Here is a 24,829-nt window from a genome sequence, read left to right as displayed (position 1 = left end):
TGGGACTGTTCCGTGGGAAGTGGCACGGGCCCGGCACGCCCCGAGGACGGCATGGGGTTGGGTCCCTGATTCTGCGGCGGGGCCGGAACCTCCGTGCCGCCCGGTCCCGTGGGGCCGGCGCCGTCCGGCGGGGACGGCACGGGCATCCCCGGGGCAGGGTGGTTGTCGTCGGTTGCAGAGGGTGGAGTGAGCTGGTGCATGGGGTGGTTTCTTCTGCGCTCTGTGCGCCTCGGACGTGCTCGGCGCCAGGTGGGGGTCTCCGAAGGAACAACGGACGTGCGGCGGCGCGGCCCGTCCGGGGGTACCACCACCCAGGTGAACGGAAGGGGACTCCTCCGGGTCACGCCTCCCGTCGGGGAAGCCGACCAAATGGCGGCGTCGCGGCTGCGCGGGTGCGTCCTTCGGGCCGGACGGCCGCTGCCGGTACCGGCGCAGTGGCAACAGGCCGCCGGCACCGGCTCGCCCCCATTCGGTCAGTCGGCGCAGGCACCGTACGAGCAGGGGAGGACCCGAGCCGTCGCTCATGCATCCCCCTCTGTGGCGCTGCTTCCGGACCGGGTGCCTTCTGATGCGGCGTCGCCAGGTCGCTTGCCGTCCTTCCCCGCCGCACGCGTGCGCGTACCGTCCCGCCGTGAGGCGCCGGGACGCGTACGTCCCGGGGCCGGGGTGCGTGCATGCGTGCCGTCGGGCCTGGGCCGCCGGCTGTCCGCCCGTGCCGGGCGCGGGATGCTGTCGGTGCCGTCGGTGGGACGCGCGCGGTGCCGTCGACGGGGGCCGGGCTCCGAGGCGCCGTGCCTCGCCGCCGCCGCATCGTCCTCGCTCGTCGTTTCCGATCCGGATTCCGCATCTGCGTGTCCCGCACGCTCGGCGCGCAGACAGCGGCGGACCGTCTCCGGGTCCAGGCCCTCGTTGCAGGCCTGGTGCAGCAGGCGGGCGAACAGGTAGTCCGGGTCCGCGCCCAGCGCCATCGCCAGGGCCTCCCTGGCTTCGAGGTCGTCTCCGGTCGACCATGCGACCCACCCCGCGAGGGTGAGGGGTGCCGCGGCGTGTTCGCCGTACGGTCCGACGCATCGGCGGGCCAGGGCGCGCCAGAGGCGCAGGGCCGGACCTGCCTCGTCTCCCTCCATCCACGCGGCGGCGCGGTCTCGGGTCGTGCGGTCCTGCAGGCCTAGGATCAGCGTCGCCGCTTCCTCGTGCGTGAGCAGTTCGTCGTCGCGTAGATCCGCGGGGAGTGTGCCGGACACCGACGGCGCTCCGGCGAACCGGTTCACGACGCGCTCGGCGAGGCCGAGGGTCGACTCCGCGACGTCCGCGCGGGTCGCGTCGTCGAGGATCCTGGGCACCACGGTCATGCCGACCGTGTCCAGGACGATCTCCTGGTCCAGCGCGGCAGAGGTCTCCCAGGGAAGCAGCCTGGTGCGCAACTCGCGCAGCGTGCCACGCACTTGGATCCCGGCATAGGCGGCCGCGGCCGCGAGCACGGAGGTGCCGGGCAGCCCCATCGGCGCTCCGTCGTCCGGACAGCATCCCTCGTTCGGACAGCAGTACGACCAGAAGCGGCCGTCCGAGATGCACAGTGCCTCGATGACGGGTACGTCGAGGCGCCCGCACTCGGTGCGCAGCAGCTGGGCGAGCGGACGCAGGCGCCGCATGACGTCGCGCCCCGACTCGCCTTTCGCCGGCTCCTGGCAGACGTAGGCGACCATCTGCTCGGGCCGGGCACCTCTGCGCTCGCTGCCGGCCACCAGGCCTTGGGCCAACTGACGGGCGGCCGGTTCCCAGTCGTCCGTGCTCGCGGGGATGCCGAGCCGGGCCCGGCCTCCAAAGCGGCCGCGTCCGCCGCGGTCATGGAGGGCCACGAGCACGATGCTGTCCTCGGGACGGTAGCCGAGCAGATACGGCAGGGCATCGGCCAGTTCGGCCGGGGTTCGCAGGGTGACCTGGCTTTCGTGCGCCGTGGGTCCGAGGTCTGCCATGCGTTCTGCCTCCGCCTTTCGTCCGGCGTCCGGGGTGGGCCCGCTGTGTGCGCCGCGCTGGGTGGCGTCACCGTTTTCGGACGGTCCGGTCGTTTCGCTGTGATTCGTCATGCGCAGACGATCTCGCGGATCTTGAGATTCCGCTTGAGCCTGTGGATAAGTCCGAGCAGGAACACGACAACAGTCCGGACGTTCCGGCCGGCCATCCACAGACCGCCCGGATGTCGGTCCCGTCATGTTGTATGGAACGCATGGAGCACACGAGCAACGCCGACCTCCGGGCCCAGGCCGACACCGTCCTCGCCCGTCTCGTCGGAGACGCCACGGGCGTGGCCCGGCTGCGCGAGGACCAGTGGCGGGCGATCGAGGCACTGGTCGCCGACCGGCGCCGGGCCCTGGTCGTCCAGCGCACGGGATGGGGCAAGTCCGCCGTCTACTTCGTGGCGACCTCGCTGCTGCGCGCCCGGGGCAGCGGCCCCACCGTCATCGTCTCGCCGCTCCTCGCGCTGATGCGCAACCAGGTGGAGTCCGCGGCCCGCGCCGGCATCCACGCCCGGACCATCAACTCCTCCAACACCGAGGAGTGGGACGCCATCCAGGCAGAGATCGCGGCGGGCGACGTCGACGTCCTGCTCGTCAGCCCGGAACGCCTCAACAACCCCGACTTCCGCGACCAGGTCCTGCCCAAACTGGCCGCCGCGACCGGACTGCTCGTCGTGGACGAGGCCCACTGCATCTCCGACTGGGGCCACGACTTCCGCCCCGACTACCGACGGCTGCGCACCATGCTCGCCGACCTCCCGCCGGGTGTACCCGTGCTGGCCACCACGGCCACGGCCAACGCGCGCGTGACCGCCGATGTCGCGGAGCAGCTCGGCACCGGAGGCACGTCGGACGCGCTGGTGCTGCGCGGCCCGCTGGACCGGGAGAGCCTGAGCCTGGGCGTGGTGCGGCTGCCCGACGCCGCGCACCGCATGGCCTGGCTCGCCGACCATCTGGACGACCTGCCGGGTTCCGGCATCGTCTACACGCTCACCGTGGCCGCGGCCGAGGAGGTCGCCGCCTTCCTCAGGCAGCGCGGACACGCCGTCGCCTCGTACACCGGGAAGACGGAGAACGCCGACCGGCAGCAGGCCGAGGACGACCTGCTCGCCAACCGGGTCAAGGCGCTGATCGCCACCTCCGCACTCGGCATGGGCTTCGACAAGCCCGACCTCGGATTCGTGGTGCACCTGGGCTCTCCCTCCTCCCCCATCGCCTACTACCAGCAGGTCGGCCGTGCCGGACGCGGCGTCGAGCACGCCGAGGTGCTCCTCCTGCCGGGCAAGGAGGACGAGGCGATCTGGGAGTACTTCGCGTCGCTCGCCTTCCCCTCCGAGGACCTGGTGCGCCGCACCCTGGACGTCCTGTCCCGGGCGGCCGGCCCCGTGTCCCTGCCTGCCCTCGAGCCTCAGGTGGAGCTGCGCCGCTCACGTCTGGAGACCATGCTGAAGGTCCTCGACGTCGACGGGGCCGTCAGGCGGGTCAAGGGCGGCTGGGTCTCGACCGGGCAGCCGTGGACGTACGAGGGCGACCGGTACGCGTGGGTGGCACGGCAGCGGAAGGCCGAGCAGCAGGCCATGCGCGAGTACGCGTCCACGGCCGGCTGCCGGATGGAATACCTGCAGCGGCAGCTGGACGACGAGGGGGCCAAGCCCTGCGGCCGCTGCGACAACTGCGCCGGGGCACGCTTCGCGGTGGACACGTCGGCGGTCTCACTGGACGCCGCGCGCGCCGATCTGGGCCGCGCGGGTGTCGAAGTGGAGCCCCGGCGCATGTGGCCGACGGGGCTGCCGGCGATCGGTATCGATCTCAAGGGACGTATTCCGGCCGCTGAACAGGCATCGGCGGGGAGGGCGTTGGGTCGACTGTCGGACATCGGCTGGGGCAACCGGCTGAGGCCGCTGCTCGCACCCCAGGCGCCTGACGCTCCCGTGCCGGACGACGTGTCGAGGGCCGTGGTGGGCGTGCTGGCCGACTGGGCCAAGGGTCCGGGTGGCTGGGCTTCCGGCACGGAAGGGGCGCTGCCCCGCCCGGTGGGCGTGGTCACTGTCGCCTCGCGCACCAGGCCACAGCTGATCCACTCCCTGGGCGCGCGCATCGCGGAGATCGGCCGACTGCCGCTGCTGGGCTCCGTGGAGTACGCGGGACACGCGTCGCGGGGCTCCCGCAGCAACAGCGCACAGCGCCTGAAGGATCTGGACGGCGTGCTGACCGTTCCGCCTGCCCTCGCCACCGCGCTCACCGAGGCCCGGGGGCCCGTCCTGCTCGTGGACGACTACACGGAGACAGGCTGGACCCTGGCGGTCGCTGCCCGCCTGCTCCGGAAGTCCGGAGCACAGGGAGTGTTGCCGCTGGTGCTGGCTGTGCAGGGCTGATCGCACCCCGTCCGCCGGCGGCGCACGAACGTGTCGTGCTCGAACGCCTCGTGCGTCGCGCGGCACTCCAGAGGGTAGGGATATAAGCCACGCATCACCAGATAACAGTCGGTGGCCCCAATTGCTCGTTGCCGCATCCAAGTTCGACAGCAAGAATTGAAGTCCGCTCCCCGCACGGCTCGCTCGTGATCCGGTAGGGCTTCGCTGCGGTGCGCGCTCCCCCGAATCCGACCCCGCCCGCTGTATGGGCGCGTAGCCGAAGGGAGGAACGTGACCTTCGGATTCGCTCCGTCCTCGGCGGCCTCGATGTCAACGTCCGCGTCCGCCGCTTCCACCAGTCGCCTGCTTGAGCCTGCCGAGTGGGCCGCCGCCGGTATCCCGCTTCTGCGCAATCCCCGTGAGGTCGTCAGCGGGCTGCACACGCGGCACCGTCCCAGGCCGGCGACCGCGATCGTGGCTGTCCTCGATACGGAAGAACGGCTGCTGGCGAGCGCCTCGTTCGCCCGCCGTCCCGCCCCGGCGGACGGCTGGATGTTCCGCAACGCGCTATTGGACCAGTTGCGCCGGGTCATTCCGCACGACCTGCGGCGCCGCACACCGGTGCGCACGGCCGTGCTCGTCTACTGCCGCGAGGGGGACGCGCGTTGGACGGAGGAGGACGGCGCGTGGATGTGGGGGCTGCGTGACGCCTGCACGCTGCACGGGCTGCGCTGCGGGGCGTACATCACGCTGACGCATGACGGCTGGCAGGTGCTCGGCGAGGGCCGCGGGGGCCGCCGCCCGAGCACGGACTCGACGCCTGAGCCCTGGGGCAGTTCGGACGTCCCGCCTCTGTCGCCCCGCACCGGCGGTGCCATGTCGGAGGTCCTGCGCCGCGCCGCGGCCCGCTGAGGACCGCCGACTCCGCCGGGAAGCCCTGGGGCGCTCCGCGACCGAGCCCCGACGCGCGACGCCCGTCGGGGGGGACCGGAGCCCGGAACCCGGTGTGCGACAGCAAGCCGTCGCTGCCGCTCCTCGGACCTGGCACCGGCGTTGCCGCTCCCCACTCTGCCCGCGGCCAACCGTCAGTCCGGCGGCCGCCTCCCGGTGGGAACGGCCACCGCCGGAATCCGGGCATGGCAAAGGTCCCACCGTGCAGGTGCCGCCGCGGCGGCGCCTTCGTCACCCCCGGTGCTCCCGGAGGTGCCGAACAGGGCTCAGACGCCCGTGCCCAGCAGCGAGTTGATCTGCTGCGGGTCGCCGCAGACGATCAGCAGGGCACCGGCCCGGGAGTGAGCCAGCGGGAGGGCGGTCGCTGCAGCGCCGGCGGGACCGCCGTTGACGGCGACTACGACGACGGGACGGGACGCGGCACGCGAGGCCACGGCGGCGTCCGCGTAGAAGACGTCGTCGCCCGCGTCGTGCTGGGCCCAGTAGGAGGTTTCGCCGAAGGACAGCTCGTGGTCGGCCCACGGGTGCTGTTCACCGGTGGTGATCACCAGCACGTCACCGGGGACACGGCCCGAGTCCAGGAGCAGGTCCACTGCCTCCTCGGCGGCGTCGAGGGCACCCTCGACAGAGGCCGGGATCAGCTGGATCTGCGGGGTCGCCGCAGTTGCGGCGGGAACGGCCGGACCCGACGGGCCCGGCTTGGCAGCGGCCGAGTCGCGCGGCGTACGTTGCACCGGCGGCGTGGGCCGAAGAGGGCCGGGGCGACCGGGGCGCGACGGAGCCGCGGGGCGGGGGCCGGGTACGGGGCGGGGGGTCGGCGCGGTGCGGCCACTGGCCGGAGTGACGCGGGGACCCTGGGCACTCTCGTGAATCTGAGGCTCCTCGGGAAGGAGAGGCATGAGCTGATTTTTATCAAACATTGGTGCGACTCGCTCGACCGGGTGACACAACCGTGCGAGCGGAACCGTCAGAAGTCGAAGCCGAGCTGACCCTCGATCTCCGGAACGCTTCCATCCGCCCGGCTGCGGACCTTCTTGAGGTGCCGCCACTGGGGCAGCGCATCAAGATACGCCCACGACAACCGGTGGTACGGGGTGGGGCCCCGCTCCTCCAGTGCGGCCTTGTGCACCGGCGACGGATACCCGGCGTTGTCCGCAAAACCGAAGTCTGCATGGTCGATACCCAGTTCGGCCATCATTTTGTCGCGCTGGACCTTGGCGATCACCGAAGCCGCCGCCACCGCCACGCAGGAACGGTCACCCTTGATCACCGTCCGGACCTTCCAGGGGGCCCCTAGGTAGTCGTGCTTCCCGTCGAGGATCACCCCGTCGGGGCGGACCGGCAAGGCCTCCAGGGCGCGCACCGCGGCGAGCCGCAGCGCTGCCGTCATCCCCAGGTCGTCGATCTCCTCCGGCGAGGCGTGCCCCAGGGCGTAGGCGGTTACCCACGTCCGCAGCGCCTCGGAAAGCTCCGTGCGGCGCTTGACGGTGAGCAGCTTGGAGTCGGTGAGGCCCGCGGGCGCGCGACGGAGTCCGGTGACCGCCGCGCAGACGGTGACGGGCCCGGCCCAGGCGCCGCGCCCCACCTCGTCGACACCGGCAATGACCTTCGCTCCGGTCGTGGCGCGGAGGGAGCGCTCGACGGTGTGAGTAGGTGGTTCGTACGGCATGGCGCCCTTAGGGTACGCCGCCCGGATCGCCGAGCGACACCCCGGTTTCCCGGACCGGCCCCGGGGCCGGTCCGGACCGGGATCAGGCCCCGCCCGGCCGTAGCAGCGCAAGCATCAGCTGGTCGATCATCTCTTCGAGATCCCGATCACTCAATTCGCTGCCGCACACCTTGGACCGGCACATCATCATCGCTGGAATAGCGTCGAAGACATAGCCGTTCGCGGCATCCGGACGAACCTCTCCTGCCTCTATCCCTCGGGCGACGATCTCGCATAGCAGCTTGATGGTCGGCCCCACGACCCCTTCGAAGATCACGCCATGGAAACGTTCAGCCTGCCGATGATCGCATTCGTGAATGACCAGACGAAGAGCGAAACCGGGTCGAGAGAACATCGCCTCACGCGCCTGACGACACAGAGCCAGCAGGTCTTCGCGCACGGTCCCCAGGTCGGGCACCTCTGCCCGGCGGGGCAGTCCGGCCTGGAGCGCGTGGGCGACGAGGTCCTCCTTGGACGGTCGGCGGCGGTAGACGGCCGCCTTGCCGGTCTGGGCACCAGCGGCAACACCTTCCATCGTGAGACCGCTCCAGCCGACCGAGCTGCTCCAGCGCGGCGTCCAAAATCGCGCGTTCGAGCACGGCGCCACGCCGGCGGAGGGAGGCCGTCCGAGCGGGGGCGGCCGCCCAACGCGAGGTAACTATCTGGGTTTCTCCAGCGAGCAGGGGAAGTGGGGATTCCGGAACAGCGGACACATCGCGCGACGACTACGGGGGACGCGACGCGCGACGGCGAGCTAAGCGAACGCTCGCGTTCTCTGTCGGAGACCCACTGCCGCTGACCGGACAGTGGACGCCTGCGTTCACTAACGCCTGTGCTGGGGAGCCATAGTGACAACCTCTCAGCCGATACAGGACGACACACCAGGAGCGGCCCGCCGGGAGGGACATCCCGGCATCGCACTCACCGTCATCGCGGCCTGCCAACTCATGGTGGATCGTCGAACTCGCCAGCGGGACGCGCCGCTCCCGTGAACTCCAACGCACCGTCGTCGGCATCTCCCGGCGCATGCTCACCCTCGCCGTACGCAGGCTCGAACGCGACGGCCTCACACTGCGCACCGTGTACCCGACCATTCCGGCCCAGGTTGACTACCGCCTGACCGAGACCGCGGCCGGCCTGCCCCACCGTCAAAGCACTCGTCGGCTGGTCCCTCGCCCACCGTGCCGTCGTCGCCGAGGCGCGGCATGCGTACGACGCGACCCCACGAGGTCGCTCTCATCCGTGCGTGAGCGCCCGGGACGATGGGCTCGGGGCACCCAGAGGGGTCGTCCTCGGCGTCGGATGCGGTCGGTGTGACTGCTTTGCGAGTCGTGGGTGTTTGACCGGTGGCGGGACCGCCCGCAGGTGATCAACGGGATCCGCCGGGAAACAGGGCGCATGCCGTCACGGAGGACGTCGTCAAGGCCCTCATCAACGGTGCGCCCACGAACCGCGAGGCACTCGAGAGGAGCTCCGCTGCTGCCGTGCTGCTGGCATGACGCTTCAAATGGGCATGGGCCCTCGAAGCAGTGGAAAGTCCGCCCTGACATGCGGTCGTCGGAGTGTGAGGCGATTCGGCAGTCTGGGGGAACGGGCGCTCGACCGTCGGCGCTTTGTCATGGTCGGTGAACTACCCACATCTGGGTGAATTGGATTCCATGGCCGGAACAGTGTGCCTGGCGTGGCCCTTTGCCCGCGAGGAGTTCGAGACCCGAGTCGAGGCGGCGTACCGGGCGGACGGGGGGGACGGGCGGCCGGGCCGGGGCCGGGTCGGGCGCCGCCCGTCACGGGAAGGGGGCAGCGCGAACAGCGTGGGGTGGTCGGTGAGCTGGCGACCCGGCTACCGCCCCGGGCGCGGCCGGGGCGGCCCCGTCCGGTCGGGGTCAGAACGTGGTTGCGGCGCGGACAGCGGCGGAGCCGGTACTCTCCCGCCCAGTCGGGCCGGACATGCAGAGCTTCGGCTTCCTGACCCCATGTTCCGTGCCCCTGCCGCGGGCTCCTACCCGCGCGCCGTTCACAGCCGGCAGACACACCCGATGGCACCTCACCCCGTGCACACCCAGTGCACAAACGCCCGGGAACTCCCAGGAAACCGCAGGTAGAGGCCGACGCTCCAGCCAGACGCTCCCAGAGCCGCGGCCAGGCCGTTTCCCCTGATCACGGCCCCAATGACACCAGTACCAACACCAACGACATCGCCACACCCCCTGCCACCTGCGGGACCTCTCACCCGTGCCCACCCATTCGCCACACGGCTGATGACAGGACAACACCGGACTGTCACGCAGAGTTCCCGACGCGCACAGAGAGTCTCCAAAGGTGATGCGACGTCCGCCGGCGTCAGGCGCTCGCGCCCACCCACTCCGGCAAGGTCTCCGTCCGCTCCACCCACTCGGCCGGTGGTGTCCCGGCCTTGCCGGACGCGAGTACGCCGCCCACGATGGCGCAGGTGGTGTCGACGTCCCCACCGACCTGGGAGGTCGTCCAGAACGCCGTCTCGTAGTCACCCAGGGCCCGCGCGGCCGACCAGAGGGCGAAGGGGACGGTGTCATGGGCGGTCGTACGCCGCCCACAGCCCAGGACGGCCGCGACGGTGCCGGCATCGGCATAGTCGAGCATGTCCCGAGCCCGTCGCAGGCCCGCGCCGACGGCGCTCTTCGGCACCAGGGCGATGACGCCGTCGAGAAGCGCCTCGGCGCTGGGCGGGCCACTGCGGGCGGCGGCGAGCGCGGCGGCCGCTGCGACCGCCATGGCTCCGACGACGGCCTCGCGGTGCTGGTGCGTGGGGTACGCCGAGATCTCCGCCTGGTGGGTCGCCTGCTCCGGGTCGTCCGCGTACCAGGCCCCCAGGGGCGCGATCCGCATCGCGGCGCCGTTGCCCCAGGACCCCTGTCCATTGAACAGCCCGGCGGCCAGCTCACGCCAGTCGCCGCCCTCCCGTACGAGCCGCAGCAGCCGGTTGACCGCCGGGCCGTAGCCCCGGTCGAAGTCGTGGTGCTCGGCGAACGAGAGCGCCAGTGCGTCCTGGTCGATGCGGTGGTGGGCGGCCAGGACGGCGACCACGGAGCAGGCCATCTCCGTGTCGTCCGTCCACTGCCAGGAGCCGGGCGGCAGCTCGCGGCGCTTCAGCAGCGGGTAGTTCGCCGGAACGAAGAACTGCGAGCCCAGCGCGTCCCCCACCGCGAGTCCACGCAGGCTGGCCAGGGCGCGGTCCAGGCGCCCGGGGGAAGAGGAGTCAGCGGTCATCGCCCTGCCACTCTATCCGGTGATCCAATGAGGCACCGGGTCCCGCCAGCGCTCGAAGGGCCGGTCGAGTGTGTACTTGCCGTCGTCCCCGAGAACGAGCATGCGCATCTCGGCGTTCCCCGGATTCGAGAGCGACTCGAATTCGGCGACCGTCCAGTGGAACCAGCGCATACAGAACAGCCGCATGGCGAGACCGTGCGTCACCAGCAGCACGTTCGGCGGATGGTCGGGGTCCTCGAAGCTGCGGAACAGGCTCTCCAGGAAGCCGCCGACCCGGTCGTACACATCCGCACCGGACTCTCCCTGGGGGAATCGGAAGAAGAAGTGCCCGTAAGCATCGCGGTAGGCCTTCTGGAGGCGGACGTCATCGCGGTCCTGCCAGTTTCCCCAGTCCTGCTCGCGCAGCCGCGGCTCCTCGCGCACCCGTATGAGGTCGGGGTTGAGGTGGAAGGCCCGGAAGGTCTCGTGTGTGCGGCGGTACGGGGAGACGTACACGCTCACCCGCTCCCGCCCGAACACCTCCCGGATCCTCTTGCCGGTCTCCTCTGCCTGCCGCCAGCCCCGCTCGGTCAGCGCCAGAGCGTGGTCGGGTTCGCGTTCGTAGACGGAGTCATCAACATTGCCCGTTGATTCGCCGTGCCGGACAAGGACGATGCGCCGTGGTCGTGCCATGCCAAGACCCTAGATCGATCGACGGCCGATCGAGCACTCGTACAAGCTGCATACGGCGTACGTCACACAAAACCCGCCCCACGGGCCCCGCAAGGGCACACATTTCACGCGTCCGGATTTCAAACCGTCCAGGTCGGTTCCAGTTCCACGATGTCGCCCGTCAGGGATGCGATGTCCGCCTCCGTCTGGGCCCGCAGGGCGAGGCGTTCCACCCGCTCGGTGCGGTACTTGCCGTGCTCGGCGGCCGCCCGCCACATCGACAGGACGAGGAACTCGTGCTCCGGCGCCTCGCCGAACATGCCCCGGATCATGCCGGGCGAGCCGGCCATCGCGGGGTTCCAGACCTTCTCCTGCATCAGCGTGAAGTGCTCGACGCGCTCCTCATGGACACGGCAGAGGGCCACGCGGATCAGGTCGGAGTCCGTGAACCGAGGTTCGAATCCGGTCTTCACGTCGAACCGGTACTCGAACAATTTGACCTGGGCGTCCTTGAACGTGCCGGACTGGGAAGCCGCCAGCCGGTCGTGGGAGCGGGCCATGAAGGAGTCGTAGAAGGCACGGCTCTCCCAGAAGGCGAAGATGTGCGCCACTCCCGGCCGCTGCCGGCTCCAGCCACCGCCCTGTCCCCGAAACCCCGGCTCCCCCAGAAGCCCCGCCCACTTTCGCTGCCCCCGTTCGAAACCGCGGCGGTCCACCACGGTGCAGCGAATCCACTTGACCAGCACCGCGCCATCGTAAGGCCATAGGGCGTGGCGCCGGTCACGCTCCGGCGGAGATCATCCGCGCACACTCCCCCGCACGCGTGGCACGATGGACAACGTGCCTTGGCTGCCCAGGAGTTGGGCCAGAGGGCCACTAGGGGGAAGGGGACGCCTGGTGAACGGCTTCAGCAAAGGGATCCGCAAGGTCGAGATCGCACTCAAGTGGGACCCGAGTCCGGCGGGACAGCCGCCCACCGATCTGGACATCGTCGCCGCGCCGTATGCCGCGAACGACCCGTACGGGGCACCGGCCTATCTGGTGCACTTCGACAGCCGCTCACCCGACGGCACGATCTATCTCAACCGGGACAGCAAGGACGGCAAGGGCTTCGGCTGGGACGAGGTCATGACGCTGGAACTCGACCGGCTCGACAGCCGGTACGCGCGCGTGGTGGTCGGCGTCGTCATCCAGCAGCGCCAGGCGGACCGGACCTTCGTCAACGTTCTGAGTCCGTCCGTGCGCATCCGGGAGGGCTACAACGTCCTGGCCCAGGACGACTTCGGCTCCGTCCTCGGGGCGACGGCGGCGACCGTCGCGGAGTTCGTACGCGACGAGTCCGGCGGGTGGACCTTCCACCCCGGCATGTACGGCTTCGAGGACGACCCCGCGACCTTCACCCGGCACATGGGCAGGGCGCACCAGCCCTGACGGTCATCCCGTGCAGGGGGCGACGATCACGAGCGTCCGCGCCGACGCGTCGAGGACCGATTCCCGGTGGGTGGGCATCTGCGGTGACTCGTCCGTGTTGCGTCTGCTGACGCCGCGGTGTGTCAGGACGTAGAGCATGCGCAGTGCCACGAAGGCGGCCGCTCAGCGCGCTCGGCATGGTCCTCGGGTCGGCGAAGTGCTCGTCGAGAATCCGGTCGACGTCGATTCCCACGAGCTTTCGGTCTCGCGGAGCCTTCGGGCACGGTTCGTGTCGGCGCCGTTCCTCGTCGGGGTACGGCTCGCCGTCACGCGGTAGGGGCGTGGCAGGCGTCTGCTGATGCTGCCCGAGCGCGTGGCGGAACAGCGTGGTCAAGGTTCCGGGCAGTCCAGTGCCGGGTGTCTCGCTCACCGGTGGACGGAAGACTCGATTCTCAGCGAGGCGGCACGGACGCCGAGGGCGGTGGAGCCCAGAAACCGGCTCCACCGCCCTGACCACGAGGTTCACACCCCGGGGGTGCCCTAAATCAGCTGCAACCGCTGGTAGAGCCGCAGCCCTCGCAGATGTAGCAGGAGCCGGCCCGCTGCATCTTCGTACCGCAGGAGAAGCACAGCGGGGCGTCGGCCTGGATGCCCAGCTGCATCTCCACCAGCTCGGCGCTGGTGTGGGCCTGCCTCGGGGCGGGCTGGGCCACCTCGGACTCGGCCTTCGGGATGGCGACGGCCTTCAGCTCCTGGGCGCGCGGCGCCGACTGGGCCAGGCCCTCGACGTCGACCTCGTCGTCGGCGGGCTCGTACGAACCCGTCTCCAGGTGGCGCTGGCGCTCCTCGGCGGAGTGGATGCCGAGCGCGGAGCGCGTCTCGAAGGGCAGGAAGTCCAGCGCGAGGCGGCGGAAGATGTAGTCGACGATCGACTGGGCCATCCGCACGTCCGGGTCGTCCGTCATGCCGGCCGGCTCGAAGCGCATGTTCGTGAACTTCGAGACGTACGTCTCCAGGGGCACGCCGTACTGGAGGCCGACGGAGACGGCGATGGAGAAGGCGTCCATCATGCCCGCGAGGGTCGAGCCCTGCTTGGACATCTTCAGGAAGACCTCGCCCAGACCGTCGTCCGGGTAGGAGTTGGCGGTCATGTACCCCTCGGCGCCGCCGACGGTGAACGACGTGGTGATGCCGGGGCGTCCCTTCGGGAGGCGCTTGCGGACCGGGCGGTACTCGACGACCTTCTCGACCGTCTCGCGGATGGCCGCCTCGGCCTTCTCCGTGATCTCGGCCTTCTCCTTCTCCTTGGTCTTGGCGGAGAGCGGCTGGCCGACCTTGCAGTTGTCGCGGTAGATCGCGAGCGCCTTGACGCCCATCTTCCAGGCCTCGAAGTAGACCTCCTCGACGTCCTCGACGGTGGCGGTCTCGGGGAGGTTGACCGTCTTGGAGAGGGCGCCGGAGATCCACGGCTGGATCGCGGCCATCATGCGGACGTGGCCCATCGCGGAGATGGAGCGCTCGCCCATGGCGCAGTCGAAGACCTCGTAGTGCTCGGTCTTGAGGCTGGGGGCGTCGATCACATTGCCGTGCTCGGCGATGTGGGCGACGATCGCCTCGATCTGCTCCTCCTGGTAGCCCAGGCGGCGCAGGGCCTGCGGAACGGTGCCGTTGACGATCTGCATCGAGCCGCCGCCGACCAGCTTCTTGAACTTGACCAGGGCGAGGTCGGGCTCCAGGCCGGTGGTGTCGCAGGACATCGCCAGACCGATGGTCCCGGTCGGGGCGATGACGGACGCCTGGGAGTTACGGAAACCGTTCTGCTCGCCGAGGCGGACGACGTCCTGCCAGGCCTCCGTGGCGGCGGCCCAGATCGGCGTGTCCAGGTCGTCCATGCGGACGGCCGTGCCGTTGGCGTCGGCGTGCTGCTTCATGACGCGCTTGTGGGCGTCGGCGTTGCGGGCGTATCCGTCGTACGCGCCGACGACCGCGGCGAGTTCGGCGGAGCGCTTGTACGACGTGCCGGTCATCAGGGAGGTGATCGCACCGGCGAGGGCACGGCCGCCGTCGGAGTCGTACGCGTGGCCGGTCGCCATCAGCAGGGCGCCGAGGTTGGCGTAGCCGATGCCGAGCTGGCGGAACGCGCGCGTGTTCTCGCCGATCTTCTGGGTCGGGAAGTCGGCGAAGCAGATGGAGATGTCCATCGCGGTGATGACGAGCTCGACGACCTTGGCGAAGCGCTCGACGTCGAAGGACTGGGTGCCCTTGCCGTCGTCCTTCAGGAACTTCATCAGGTTCAGCGAGGCGAGGTTGCAGGACGTGTTGTCCAGGTGCATGTACTCGCTGCACGGGTTCGAGCCGTTGATCCGGCCGGACTCCGGGCACGTGTGCCAGTGGTTGATCGTGTCGTCGTACTGGATGCCCGGGTCGGCACAGGCCCAGGCGGCCTCGGCCATCTTGCGGAAGAGCGCCTTGGCCTCGACCTCTTCGATGACCTCGCCGGTCATCCGCGCGCGGAGGCCGAACTTGCCGCCCTGCTCGACCGCCTTCATGAACTCGTCGTTCACACGGACCGAGTTGTTGGCGTTCTGGTACTGGACGGACGTGATGTCATCGCCGCCCAGGTCCATGTCGAAGCCCGCGTCACGGAGGGCGCGGATCTTCTCCTCCTCCTTGACCTTGGTCTCGATGAAGTCCTCGATGTCGGGGTGGTCGACGTCGAGGATGACCATCTTGGCGGCGCGGCGGGTGGCGCCGCCCGACTTGATCGTTCCTGCCGAGGCGTCGGCGCCGCGCATGAAGGAGACGGGACCGGAGGCGTTGCCGCCGGAGGAGAGGAGCTCCTTGGAGGAGCGGATCCGGGAGAGGTTCAGGCCGGCGCCGGAGCCGCCCTTGAAGATCATGCCCTCTTCCTTGTACCAGTCGAGGATCGACTCCATGGAGTCGTCGACGGACAGGATGAAGCAGGCGGAGACCTGCTGGGGCTGCGGGGTGCCCACGTTGAACCACACGGGGCTGTTGAAGCTGAAGATCTGGTGCAGGAGGGCGTATGCCAGCTCGTGCTCGAAGATCTCGGCGTCGGCGGGCGAGGAGAAGTACTTGTAGTCCTCGCCGGCCTTCCGGTACGTCTTCACGATGCGGTCGATCAGCTGCTTGAGGCTGACCTCGCGCTGCGGGGTGCCGACGGCGCCGCGGAAGTACTTGCTGGTGACGATGTTGACCGCGTTCACCGACCAGAAGTCGGGGAACTCGACGCCACGCTGCTCGAAGTTGATCGAGCCGTCGCGCCAGTTGGTCATGACGACGTCACGGCGCTCCCAGCTCACCTCGTCGTACGGGTGTACGCCGGGGGTGGTGTGGATGCGCTCGATACGCAGTCCCTTGGTGGCCTTGGCGCCCTTGGATCGGGAACCTCGTGCCGGACCGCTCGCCGTCTCTGTCATGCCGCCTCCCTGTACGGGCTGAAACGCCCTGAAGTGCCACGATGTTCCCGTGACACGGTGTTCTGTCATGTGTTGCGGGCACCCTCACGCTGCCGCCCGCAACAGGTCTTGGATCGCCGCCGTCCGGCCGGATCCGGGGCCTCCGCCCGGCTCCGGTCCGCCGGTCAGTCGGCGGCGTGGGCGGGCACCGGAACCTGACCGGTCCCTCCGAGCCCGCGGTCGTCTTCCCGGCTCCCCGCTCCCGCGTCTTCGTCGTCCACGGCGGCGCCTCGCCTCGTCTCCCTGAGCTCCGCGATGGCGGCCTCGAAGTCCTCCAGCGAGTCGAACGCCCGGTAGACCGAGGCGAATCGCAGAAAGGCGACGAGGTCGAGCTCCTGCAACGGGCCGAGTATGGCCAGCCCCACGTCGTGGGTGGTCAGCTCGGCACTCCCGGTGGCCCGCACCGCCTCCTCGACCCGCTGGCCGAGCTGGGCGAGCGCGTCCTCGGTGACAGGCCGCCCCTGGCATGCCTTGCGCACACCATTGATGACCTTGGTACGGCTGAAAGGCTCGGTGACTCCGGACCGCTTGACCACCATGAGCGAGCACGTCTCCACGGTCGTGAAACGACGGGAGCAGTCCGGACACTGGCGGCGCCTGCGGATCGACGTGCCGTCGTCGGTCGTACGACTGTCGACCACACGGCTGTCGGGGTGCCTGCAGAAGGGGCAGTGCATGATCTCCAACCCTCCTCACAGCAGACTAAACAGCCCCAGGAGACCTCTCGGACCCCTCGAAGCAGCCCCAAGCATAGGCGATCCCAGAGGCCTCGAAGACCCGGGGGACCACAACTTGTGGGCTGCCGTAGCAATCCAACCACTAGATGTGGGGATTGGCCGATACACCGACCGTGCACGCGTGTCGCACGGACACGGATCCGCACCACAAGTCGGACAGGACACTCACGGAACACACACGCGCGCGTACGTACCGATGCGGCACTTACGGAGATACCGTGGGCGCCGCACGGAGGACGCACAGGACTCCGGCACAGAAGGGGACCGGTTCCCGGTTGACGGGGTTCCGGATGGCAGACTTGGGAAGCAGCCCACGAGGTCATCACCCCGGCGGCGAAGAGTACGACAATGGACCCTTTTGTCCGCCAGGTGCCACGGTAGCCATACACCCAGACACGTGATCGCGTCAGGAGAATCGCGGTTTTTCACTCGAACGTGTGTTTGGCGCAACCTTTCGAAAGCAACTACCGTTGTCCAGCAGGGAGACCATCGAGAGGGGCCGACGTGACCACCACCGCAGACAGTGCCACCATCACCGCCCAGGACCGCTCCCAGGGGCGACTCGACACGGTGCACGCGATGAACGAAGCCACGAATCCTGAGGGGCACAAGCGCTCCCTGCCGGGCCGACCTCCAGGCATCCGGGCGGACAGCTCGGGGCTCACCGACCGACAGCGCCGGGTGATCGAAGTCATCAGGGATTCCGTGCAGCGGCGCGGTTACCCGCCGTCGATGCGGGAGATCGGCCAGGCCGTCGGTCTCTCCAGTACCTCCTCGGTCGCGCACCAGCTCATGGCGCTGGAGCGCAAGGGCTTCCTGCGCCGCGACCCGCACCGCCCGCGCGCGTACGAGGTGCGCGGCTCGGACCAGACGGTGACGGTGCAGCCGACGGACACCGCGGGCAAGCCCGCCGCCTCGTACGTCCCACTGGTCGGCCGCATCGCTGCCGGTGGGCCGATCCTCGCGGAGGAGTCGGTCGAGGACGTCTTCCCGCTGCCCCGGCAGCTGGTCGGTGACGGCGAGCTCTTCGTCCTGAAGGTCGTCGGAGACTCCATGATCGAGGCCGCGATCTGCGACGGCGACTGGGTCACCGTCCGCCGGCAGCCGGTCGCCGAGAACGGTGACATCGTGGCCGCCATGCTCGACGGCGAGGCCACCGTCAAGCGCTTCAAGCGCGAGGACGGCCACGTCTGGCTCCTCCCGCACAACTCTGCGTACGAGCCGATCCCCGGCGACGACGCGACCATCCTCGGGAAGGTCGTCGCGGTGCTGCGCCGCGTGTGACGGCTGCGGCGGGCGAGCACAAGAGGCTCGCCCACTGACCGGGCCCCGGAACCCCTGCGCCGGTTCCGGGGCCCTGTTTTGTCCTGCCTCGGGGATCTGCTTCGGGGATCTGCTTTTATCGTGCGCCCTGCGCACGGGCCGCTCGCACAACCGGCCCTGCTCCCTGCTCCCTGCCGGCTGGACATCGCGGGGTAGCCTGTCCCGGCGCCGGGACAGGCTACCCCGCGATCACTCCGCTTCCGTCTGCTTCGCCGCCGCGTCGATCGCGGCCAGCGACTTCCGCACCTGGTTACGGTCCGTGGTGTACCAGAAGCCGGGCAGTGACGCCTTGAGATAGCCGCCGTACCGCGCGGTGGCCAACCGCTGGTCCAGCACCGCGACCACACCCCGGTCCCCGGACGCGCGTACGAGACGCCCGGCGCCCTGGGCCATGAGAAGTGCCGCGTGCGTGGCCGCGACCGCCATGAAGCCGTTGCCGCCGGCGTCCTCCACCGCCTTTTGACGGGCGCTCATCAGCGGGTCGTCGGGGCGCGGGAACGGGATCTTGTCCATGACGACGAGCTGGCAGCTGGGGCCGGGAACGTCGACTCCCTGCCAGAGCGAGAGCGTGCCGAAGAGGCAGGTCTTCGGGTCCGCGGCGAAGTTCTTGATCAGCTCGCCGAGGGTTTCCTCGCCCTGGAGCAGGATCGGGAACTCGGGAATCCGGGAGCGCAGTTCCTCGGCGGCGAGCTGGGCGGCACGCATCGAGGAGAACAGGCCGAGCGTGCGGCCGCCGGCTGCCTGAATGAGCTCGGTCAGCTCGTCGAGCATGTCGGCGCGGTCACCGTCGCGCGCCGGACGCGACAGATGCTTGGCGACGTACAGGATTCCCTGCTTGGGGTAGTCGAAGGGCGAGCCGACGTCGACGCCCTTCCACTGCGGGAGGTCCTCGCCCTCCGTACCCTCGGGAGCCAGCCCCAGGGAGGCACCCACCCCGTTGAAGTCACCGCCGAGCTTGAGCGTCGCGGAGGTGAGGACGACGGAACGGTCCGCGAAGAGCTTCTCCCTGAGGAGGCCGGAGACGGACATGGGGGCGACACGCAGCGAGGCGCCGAAGCGATCGTGCCGCTCGTACCAGACGACGTCGTACTCCGAGCCGTTCACGACGCGCTCCGCCACGTCGTGCACCGTCTCCACCGAGGCCAGCGCCTGCTTGCGGACCGCGTCCTCGTCCTGAACGGACTTGTCGCGGGTCGCGCCGATCGCGGAAATGACGGTACGGGCGGCATCCCGGAGCGCCATCAGGGCATAGCCCAGGTCCTCCGGAACCTCCTCCAGACGACCCGGCAGGGCCAGCTCCATCAACCGCTCGAAGCCCTCGGCGGCAGTCTGGAGCTGGTCGGCGGCCTTCTCGTCGACCAGCTTCGCCGCACGGCGCACGGCGCGGTTGACCTGGCCGGGCGTGAGCTCGCCGGTCGCGACGCCGGTGACGCGCGAGACCAGTTCGTGAGCCTCGTCCACGATCAGCACCTCGTGCTGCGGCAGCACCGGGGCGCCCTCGATGGCGTCGATCGCGAGCAGGGCGTGGTTGGTGACGACGACCTCGGCCAGCTTGGCGCGCTCGCGGGCCATCTCGGCGAAGCACTCGGCGCCGTACGCGCACTTCGAGGCGCCCAGGCACTCACGGGACGACACCGACACCTGAGCCCAGGCTCGGTCGGAGACGCCCGGCGTGAGGTCGTCGCGGTCACCGCTCTCGGTCTCGTCCGCCCAGTCACGCAGCCGCAGCAGGTCCTGGCCCAGCTTGCTGGTGGGTGCGGCCGCCTCGAACTGGTCGAAGAGGCCCTCCTCCTCGTCCTGGGGCACGCCCTCGTGGAGTCGGTGCAGGCACAGGTAGTTCGACCGGCCTTTGAGCATCGCGAACTCCGGGCGGCGGCGCAGCAGCGGGTGCAGAGCGTCGACGGTGCGCGGCAGGTCGCGCTCCACGAGCTGGCGCTGCAGGGCGAGGGTGGCCGTCGCCACGACGACGCGCTCCCCGTGCGTGAGCGCGGGCACGAGATAGCCGAGCGACTTTCCGGTGCCGGTGCCGGCCTGGACCAGTAGGTGGGATCCGTCGTCGATCACCTCGGCGACCGCTTCGGCCATGGTCACCTGGCCGGGGCGCTCCGTACCGCCGACGGCTGTGACGGCGGCGTGCAGGAGTTCGGGGAGTGAGGGCTTCGTCATAGCGCGACCACCCTACGGCCCGGCACTGACAAACGGGTGATCAACGCTGGGACCAGGGGTGGGATCACGGCCGGGGCTCCTCGGGCGGGACGGGGACACGGAATGCGGGACGGGGACGCGGAATGGGGTCACGGCGAAATTCGTGTGGGCCGCGTGGGAACCCAGCCGGGTCGCCGTGCGTACTACATGCGACGGCAATGTCACGCAGTGCTACAGCAGGTGGCGCAGGGACCGGTCCCGGATCATGAGGGCGGCCCGCTTGGCGGGCAGGTCGACCTCGGCCGCGAACCGGAATCCCGCGCTCAGGAAAGCGGCCACGGAGGGAGTGTTGCGAAGATCGGGCTCCGCGATGACGCGCGCACAGGCGGGGCGACGGTCGAGTACGAGGTCGGCTACGGCTCTGAGCAGGGCGGATCCCAGTCCCCGCCCACGGTCGGCGACGCCGCCGATGAGGAGATGGAGACCGGTGTCGTGCGGTCGGGCCGGATAGTGGCGGGCGAGCGGGTCCAGGTCCGCCCGGTAGATCTCCCAGTAGCTCATCGGGGTGCCGTCCAGCACGCCGACGCACGGGACACTGCGCCCGTCGCCGGTGAGTTGAGACCGTAGATGGTCCTCGGTCTGGGCGGGAGATCCGGCCAGCTCCCAGAACGCGGCGACGGCGGGGTCGTTCATCCATCCGCCGATGAGTGGAAGGTCGCGGTCGAGACGGACCGGGACCAGCTGGAACGGGCCTACGGGCGTGACGAGCGGGCCCCAGTCGCCGACGTGGTCCAGCAGGTCGTCGTCCGCGGCGGTGAACCGGCCGTCCGCCGGGACGGGACTGTCCACTGCCTCCCCTGCGACAAGGGCTAGGAATTCGTCGGGGAGCCGGAGATCCAGTGTGTCCTCGCTGTCCCCACCGGGACCGGAGCAGCCGGAGTGAACGGGGACAGGGCCGGCGTCGGCGCTCGCGTCGATGGGAGGCACGGCGGCTCCTCTCAGGAGACCAGTGAGTGAAGGGGGTTGGCGATGGTGACGTAGACGGACTGGGTGTCGACCGGGCCGACGAGTTCGTCGAGGCCGTGCAGCCGGGTCAGCAGATTGGCCTTGCAGCGCAGGACAGACGAGTCGAGCAGCCGGGCCGGCAAGGAAGTGCGCAGCGGAGCGGGCCCCGAGGCGACACCGGCGAGGAAGCGGCGGAAGGCGGCGAGCAGCAGCCGTTCGTCGGCGAGGCGCTGGGAGCCGAACGCACCGATCAGACCGAACACGTTGTTGATGGCGAGGTAGTACACGAAGCGTTCGTCGGTGACCTCGTCGGAGACGAAGGTGTCGCTGTGCTCCCCGATGCCGGGCAGTCGGGCGTCGAGTTCGGTGCGCCGGGACTCGCGGAAGTAGTAGCCCTGGTTGTCGCGGTAGCGGCCGCCCGCGGGCCAGCCTTCGCCGTCCAGGAGGAGCAGGGTGTTCTGCTGGTGCGCTTCCAGGGCGATGCCGGCCTCGCTGTCCAGCCAGAGCACGGGACGCACGACGTGCTCCAGATAGCGGAGGAACCACTCCGCGGCGACGGCTCCACGAGGTCGGCCGGTCCGCTCGGCGAGCCGTGTGACGACATGCGCGAGGCGGGACCGGAGGAGCACTGATCCCGTCGGCACAGGGTCTTCGACGCCGACCGGTGCGCAGTGGGGCCGAGGCGAGACGAGACCGGCGATGCAGGAGACGTCGTCGGACGGGGCGAACGGGTTGTGGCGGATCATCACGTCGAGTCCGGGCACGGGCCGGCCGTCCGGACCGTCGACGGCCAGCCAGGCCGGGTCCCGGACGATGTCGAAGCCGGGGTGAGCGGCCTGCCATGCCTTGGACAGGCCGGCCCGCAGCAGGCGGTGCACCTCGACGCCGCGGTGCAGTTCCTTGCGGAGGTTCTCGCGGCGGGAGTTGGTGATCCGCAGGCCCAGCGACAGCTTGAGCATCGCGGGGACGCCGGACCGGTGAACGGTGCGTACGGAGGAGGTGGGATGCCACAGTGAGCCGTGGGGGCCGATTTCACGGAGCAGTCCGGCGTCGAGGAGTGCAGCAGTGTCGTCACGGTGCCGGATCTCGCGGGACTGCCAGGGGTGCACAGGCAGGACGGCGTATCCGTCGGGCAGCGGCAGCCCGGCTCCGGCGAGCCGTGCCATGAGCCGGTCCGCCGGAACAGGGCGGCCTCCCTCGGTCCAGGCCGAGTCGGCCGCGAGCACGGAAGGGGCGACAGCCATCCAGTGCAGCGGGAAGGAGCCGCGGAGCTCAGGTGAGTACAGGCGGGCTTCGGCCTCGGACAGGCCCTCGCGGCTCTTCGGGGTCGGGTGGAGCGGGTGTCCGAGCAGGAGTGCCTGTTCGGCGGCGAGGAAGAGGTCGGGGCCGTCGGCGGGCCGCTCGCGCCGGTCCCTGATGAAGGTGGCTGTACGGCGGACGGAGTCGGCGACCCGGGCGACAAGTTCTCCGCCGTCGGCGCTGATGACGGCCCCTGAGCCGGTGGGAGTGGAGTCGGGTCCGCTGGGCGTCTCCCTGGCGAGCAGTGCCGCGAGGGTGACCGCGTCGAGCGGTGGGGCGGCCGCGGGGGCGTCGGCCAGGCGCGGAAGGCCGAAGCGGTGCGAGCCTGTCGGGGACCAGTAGCGGACCGGGGCGGTCAGCGAGGTGCCGCTGGCGGGCAGCGGGATGCGGACGGTGTCGGCGTCGGGCACGGCGCGGTTCGTTTCCCGCACCCAGCAGCGGAGCAGGTTCTCCGCGGCGGCGGCCTGGGCAGCGGTGTCCGGGGCGGGGTGCTCCAGGAGATCGGTGGCGGTGCCTCGCGGGCGCTCGGCTTCCGACATGCGGGGCTTCTGCTGGGGTACCGGCTCGGCCGTCGGTGGGGGCGGGGTTTGGGTGCCGGGGGATTCGTCGTGGCCGGGGGTGTGGGAACGGCCGCTGGGGGTGGGGGTGGCGTTCAAGACTGTTCCTTTTGGGCGTTCGGGGTTCCTGGAAGCCTTCGTCGGCGCTGGTGACCGTCGGGAGCGTGCCGTGCCGCGCGCCGGTGGAGCGGGACCGTCGGAGCGTGGCGAGCAGGGGCGCCGGAGTGTCCTGGCTCAGCGTCGCGACCGAGGTGGGACGACCTGTTCGGTCGCGCCGCGGGCCACCGCTGCCACCGCGTCGGACAACCGGTCGAGTACGGCTGCCGCCTGCTCGTCGCTGATGGTGAGGGGCGGAAGGAGCCGTACGACGCTTGAGTGGCGGCCGCCGAGTTCCACGATCAGGCCGCGGCGCAGGCACTCCCGCTGGACAGCGGCGGCGAGTTCGGGGGCGGCCGGACGAGGCGTACGGGCGGGTTCCAGCCCTGCGGTCGGGGCGCGGGGACCTTCCACGCGCCCCGCCCCCTCGCCCGCCCTTGCCAGATCGGCCCCTGTCAGTTCCGCTTCCCCCGGATCCGCCCTCTCCGGATCCACCAGCTCGACCCCGATCATCAACCCCCGCCCTCGGACGTCGCCCACGCACGGGAACTCCCCTTGAAGTTCCCGTAGTTGGTCCAGCAACCGAGCACCGAGCAGGGCCGCGCGGGCGGCGAGGCCGTTCTCACGGACGTGGGCGAGGGTGGCCGTACCGGCGGCCATGGCGAGTTGGTTGCCGCGGAAGGTGCCCGCATGGGCGCCGGGTTCCCAGACGTCGAGGTCGTCGCGGTAGACGACGACGGCCAGCGGAAGGCTGCCGCCGATGGCCTTGGACAGGACCATCACGTCGGGGGTGACACCGCTGTGCTCCACGGCCCAGAAAGCACCGGTGCGTCCGACTCCGGTCTGGATCTCGTCGGCGATCAGCGGGACGGACCGGTCGGCGGTGATCTGCCTCATGCGCCGCAGCCAGTTGTCGGGGGCGGGAATCACCCCGCCCTCGCCCTGGACGGGTTCGAGGATCATCCCGGCGGGGAGGGGTACGCCGGACTTGGGGTCGTCCAGGACGGACTCGGTCCAGCGGGCGGCGAGTTCGGCGCCGCGGGGGCCGCCGACTCCGAAGGGGCAGCGGTAGTCCTGCGGGTAGGGGAGGCGTGCGACCCGTACGTCGCAGGCGCCGCCGGACGCGGCCAGGGCTCCGCTGGTCATCCCGTGGTAGGCGCCGGTGAAGGCCAGGATTCCGGTGCGGCCGGTCGCGGCGCGTACCAGCTTGAACGCGGCCTCGACGGCGTCCGTGCCGGCCGGTCCGCAGAACTGGACGCGGGCGCGGTCGGCGAGGCCGGGTGGCAGTGTGCGGAACAGCTCGGTGATGAAGGCGTCCTTGACGGGAGTCGCGAGGTCGAGGACGGAGAGGGGGGCACCCGAGTCGAGGACCTTTCGGATGGCCTCCAGGACGACAGGGTGGTTGTGGCCGAGGGCGAGGGTGCCGGCGCCGGAGAGGCAGTCGAGGTAGCGGCGGCCGTCGGCGCCCTCGATGGTCAGTCCGCGTGCCCGGACGGGCACGATGGGAAGGGCGCGCGCGTAGGTGCGCGCCGACGACTCGCGCGCCGACTGGCGCTTCAGGATCCCCTCGTGCGCGGCGCGCGCTCCCCCGGACGTTCCCCCGGTCATCGACTCCGTCACGGCCACGGCTCGCTGTCCTCCCGCTGTCCAGAGGCGAGTTGATGCGCGGGGACCGGGCACGGGCAGCAGTCCCCCCACCGCTACAACCCCGGACGGCTCACCTGGTTACGGGTTGCTTCAAGATCCTTGCCGTGACGGAACCGTTGCCGTTCCGTCGGAAGTCCCCCACAGCGAGCGCATAGTGTGTGATGCCGTTCCCAGACGTCCGTGAGACCGTGGTGAACTCCCCG

General features: G+C 70.4%; 17 protein-coding genes and 2 pseudogenes. 5 read left to right on the top strand and 14 right to left on the bottom strand.

The genetic code is table 11. The features are described 5' to 3' along the window. Positions 1–521 precede the first annotated feature (521 nt). Positions 522–2,087 (bottom strand): DUF4192 family protein, encoded by a 1,566-nt coding sequence (locus ACIPSA_RS40525; RefSeq protein ID WP_402644424.1) that lies wholly within the window; start codon positions 2,085–2,087, stop codon positions 522–524. A 140-nt stretch (positions 2,088–2,227) separates the two neighbouring features. Between ACIPSA_RS40525 and ACIPSA_RS40520 the strand changes: the two genes are divergently transcribed. Further along, positions 2,228–4,393, top strand: coding sequence for a RecQ family ATP-dependent DNA helicase (locus tag ACIPSA_RS40520; protein WP_402644422.1), 2,166 nt, complete (start codon positions 2,228–2,230; stop codon positions 4,391–4,393). A 270-nt stretch (positions 4,394–4,663) separates the two neighbouring features. Then, positions 4,664–5,284 carry a hypothetical protein gene (locus ACIPSA_RS40515; protein WP_402644419.1) on the top strand — a complete coding sequence of 207 codons (621 nt, stop codon included), beginning with the start codon at positions 4,664–4,666 and terminating at the stop codon, positions 5,282–5,284. A gap of 305 nt (positions 5,285–5,589) precedes the next feature. On the opposite strand, the gene ACIPSA_RS40510 is transcribed toward ACIPSA_RS40515, so the two are convergent. From ACIPSA_RS40510 to ACIPSA_RS40500, 3 genes and pseudogenes are all read right to left on the bottom strand, one after another. After that, positions 5,590–6,222 carry a hypothetical protein gene (locus tag ACIPSA_RS40510; protein WP_402644417.1) on the bottom strand — a complete coding sequence of 211 codons (633 nt, stop codon included), beginning with the start codon at positions 6,220–6,222 and terminating at the stop codon, positions 5,590–5,592. 68 nt (positions 6,223–6,290) lie between these two features. Then, the gene (locus tag ACIPSA_RS40505) at positions 6,291–6,992 is read right to left on the bottom strand and encodes a ribonuclease HII (RefSeq protein ID WP_402644414.1); all 702 of its coding nucleotides are present in this window, start codon (positions 6,990–6,992) and stop codon (positions 6,291–6,293) included. An 82-nt stretch (positions 6,993–7,074) separates the two neighbouring features. Beyond that, positions 7,075–7,693, bottom strand: a pseudogene (locus tag ACIPSA_RS40500) (TetR/AcrR family transcriptional regulator). Positions 7,694–7,985: 292 nt separating this feature from the next. Here ACIPSA_RS40500 and ACIPSA_RS40495 point away from each other — a divergent pair. Beyond that, positions 7,986–8,262: pseudogene (locus ACIPSA_RS40495) on the top strand (winged helix-turn-helix transcriptional regulator); the annotation flags it as partial. 1,109 nt (positions 8,263–9,371) lie between these two features. On the opposite strand, the gene ACIPSA_RS40490 reads toward ACIPSA_RS40495, so the two are convergent. From ACIPSA_RS40490 to ACIPSA_RS40480, 3 genes are all read right to left on the bottom strand, one after another. Further along, positions 9,372–10,277, bottom strand: coding sequence for an ADP-ribosylglycohydrolase family protein (locus tag ACIPSA_RS40490; RefSeq protein ID WP_402644413.1), 906 nt, complete (start codon positions 10,275–10,277; stop codon positions 9,372–9,374). A gap of 12 nt (positions 10,278–10,289) precedes the next feature. Continuing rightward, positions 10,290–10,949: a histidine phosphatase family protein gene (locus tag ACIPSA_RS40485; RefSeq protein WP_402644410.1), complete on the bottom strand. Its 660-nt coding sequence runs from the start codon at positions 10,947–10,949 to the stop codon at positions 10,290–10,292. A 119-nt stretch (positions 10,950–11,068) separates the two neighbouring features. Beyond that, complete coding sequence (locus tag ACIPSA_RS40480; protein ID WP_402644408.1) at positions 11,069–11,674, bottom strand: YdbC family protein; 606 nt, start codon at positions 11,672–11,674, stop codon at positions 11,069–11,071. 151 nt (positions 11,675–11,825) lie between these two features. Between ACIPSA_RS40480 and ACIPSA_RS40475 the strand changes: the two genes are divergently transcribed. After that, positions 11,826–12,359, top strand: coding sequence for a TerD family protein (locus tag ACIPSA_RS40475; protein ID WP_402644406.1), 534 nt, complete (start codon positions 11,826–11,828; stop codon positions 12,357–12,359). A gap of 3 nt (positions 12,360–12,362) precedes the next feature. Here ACIPSA_RS40475 and ACIPSA_RS40470 read toward each other — a convergent pair whose 3' ends face one another. The 3 genes from ACIPSA_RS40470 to nrdR form a co-directional block, all read right to left on the bottom strand. After that, positions 12,363–12,509, bottom strand: coding sequence for a hypothetical protein (locus ACIPSA_RS40470; RefSeq protein ID WP_402644403.1), 147 nt, complete (start codon positions 12,507–12,509; stop codon positions 12,363–12,365). Between the two features lie 374 nt (positions 12,510–12,883). After that, positions 12,884–15,778, bottom strand: coding sequence for a vitamin B12-dependent ribonucleotide reductase (locus ACIPSA_RS40465; protein ID WP_402644401.1), 2,895 nt, complete (start codon positions 15,776–15,778; stop codon positions 12,884–12,886). Between the two features lie 164 nt (positions 15,779–15,942). Continuing rightward, a complete protein-coding gene (gene nrdR / locus ACIPSA_RS40460; protein ID WP_402644399.1) occupies positions 15,943–16,494 on the bottom strand; it encodes a transcriptional regulator NrdR in 552 nt (183 codons plus the stop codon). Positions 16,495–17,058: 564 nt separating this feature from the next. On the opposite strand from nrdR, the gene lexA reads away from it, so the two are divergent. Continuing rightward, complete coding sequence (gene lexA / locus ACIPSA_RS40455) at positions 17,059–17,838, top strand: transcriptional repressor LexA (protein ID WP_402644395.1); 780 nt, start codon at positions 17,059–17,061, stop codon at positions 17,836–17,838. A gap of 228 nt (positions 17,839–18,066) precedes the next feature. On the opposite strand, the gene ACIPSA_RS40450 is transcribed toward lexA, so the two are convergent. The 4 genes from ACIPSA_RS40450 to ACIPSA_RS40435 all read right to left on the bottom strand — a co-directional run bounded on the left by ACIPSA_RS40450 (position 18,067) and on the right by ACIPSA_RS40435 (position 24,605). Continuing rightward, positions 18,067–20,043: an ATP-dependent DNA helicase gene (locus ACIPSA_RS40450; protein ID WP_402644392.1), complete on the bottom strand. Its 1,977-nt coding sequence runs from the start codon at positions 20,041–20,043 to the stop codon at positions 18,067–18,069. Positions 20,044–20,253: 210 nt separating this feature from the next. Continuing rightward, the gene (locus ACIPSA_RS40445) at positions 20,254–21,009 is read right to left on the bottom strand and encodes a GNAT family N-acetyltransferase (protein WP_402644389.1); all 756 of its coding nucleotides are present in this window, start codon (positions 21,007–21,009) and stop codon (positions 20,254–20,256) included. A gap of 11 nt (positions 21,010–21,020) precedes the next feature. Continuing rightward, positions 21,021–22,982, bottom strand: coding sequence for an IucA/IucC family protein (locus ACIPSA_RS40440; protein WP_402644387.1), 1,962 nt, complete (start codon positions 22,980–22,982; stop codon positions 21,021–21,023). Positions 22,983–23,117: 135 nt separating this feature from the next. Continuing rightward, a complete protein-coding gene (locus ACIPSA_RS40435) occupies positions 23,118–24,605 on the bottom strand; it encodes a diaminobutyrate--2-oxoglutarate transaminase family protein (protein WP_402644384.1) in 1,488 nt (495 codons plus the stop codon). Between the last annotated feature and the right edge of the window lie 224 nt (positions 24,606–24,829).

The organism is Streptomyces sp. NPDC086549 (genome assembly GCF_044746205.1).
Lineage (GTDB): Bacteria > Actinomycetota > Actinomycetes > Streptomycetales > Streptomycetaceae > Streptomyces.
The sequence above is the reverse complement of the archived record's forward strand: the minus strand, read 5'-3'. Positions and strand labels throughout refer to the sequence as shown.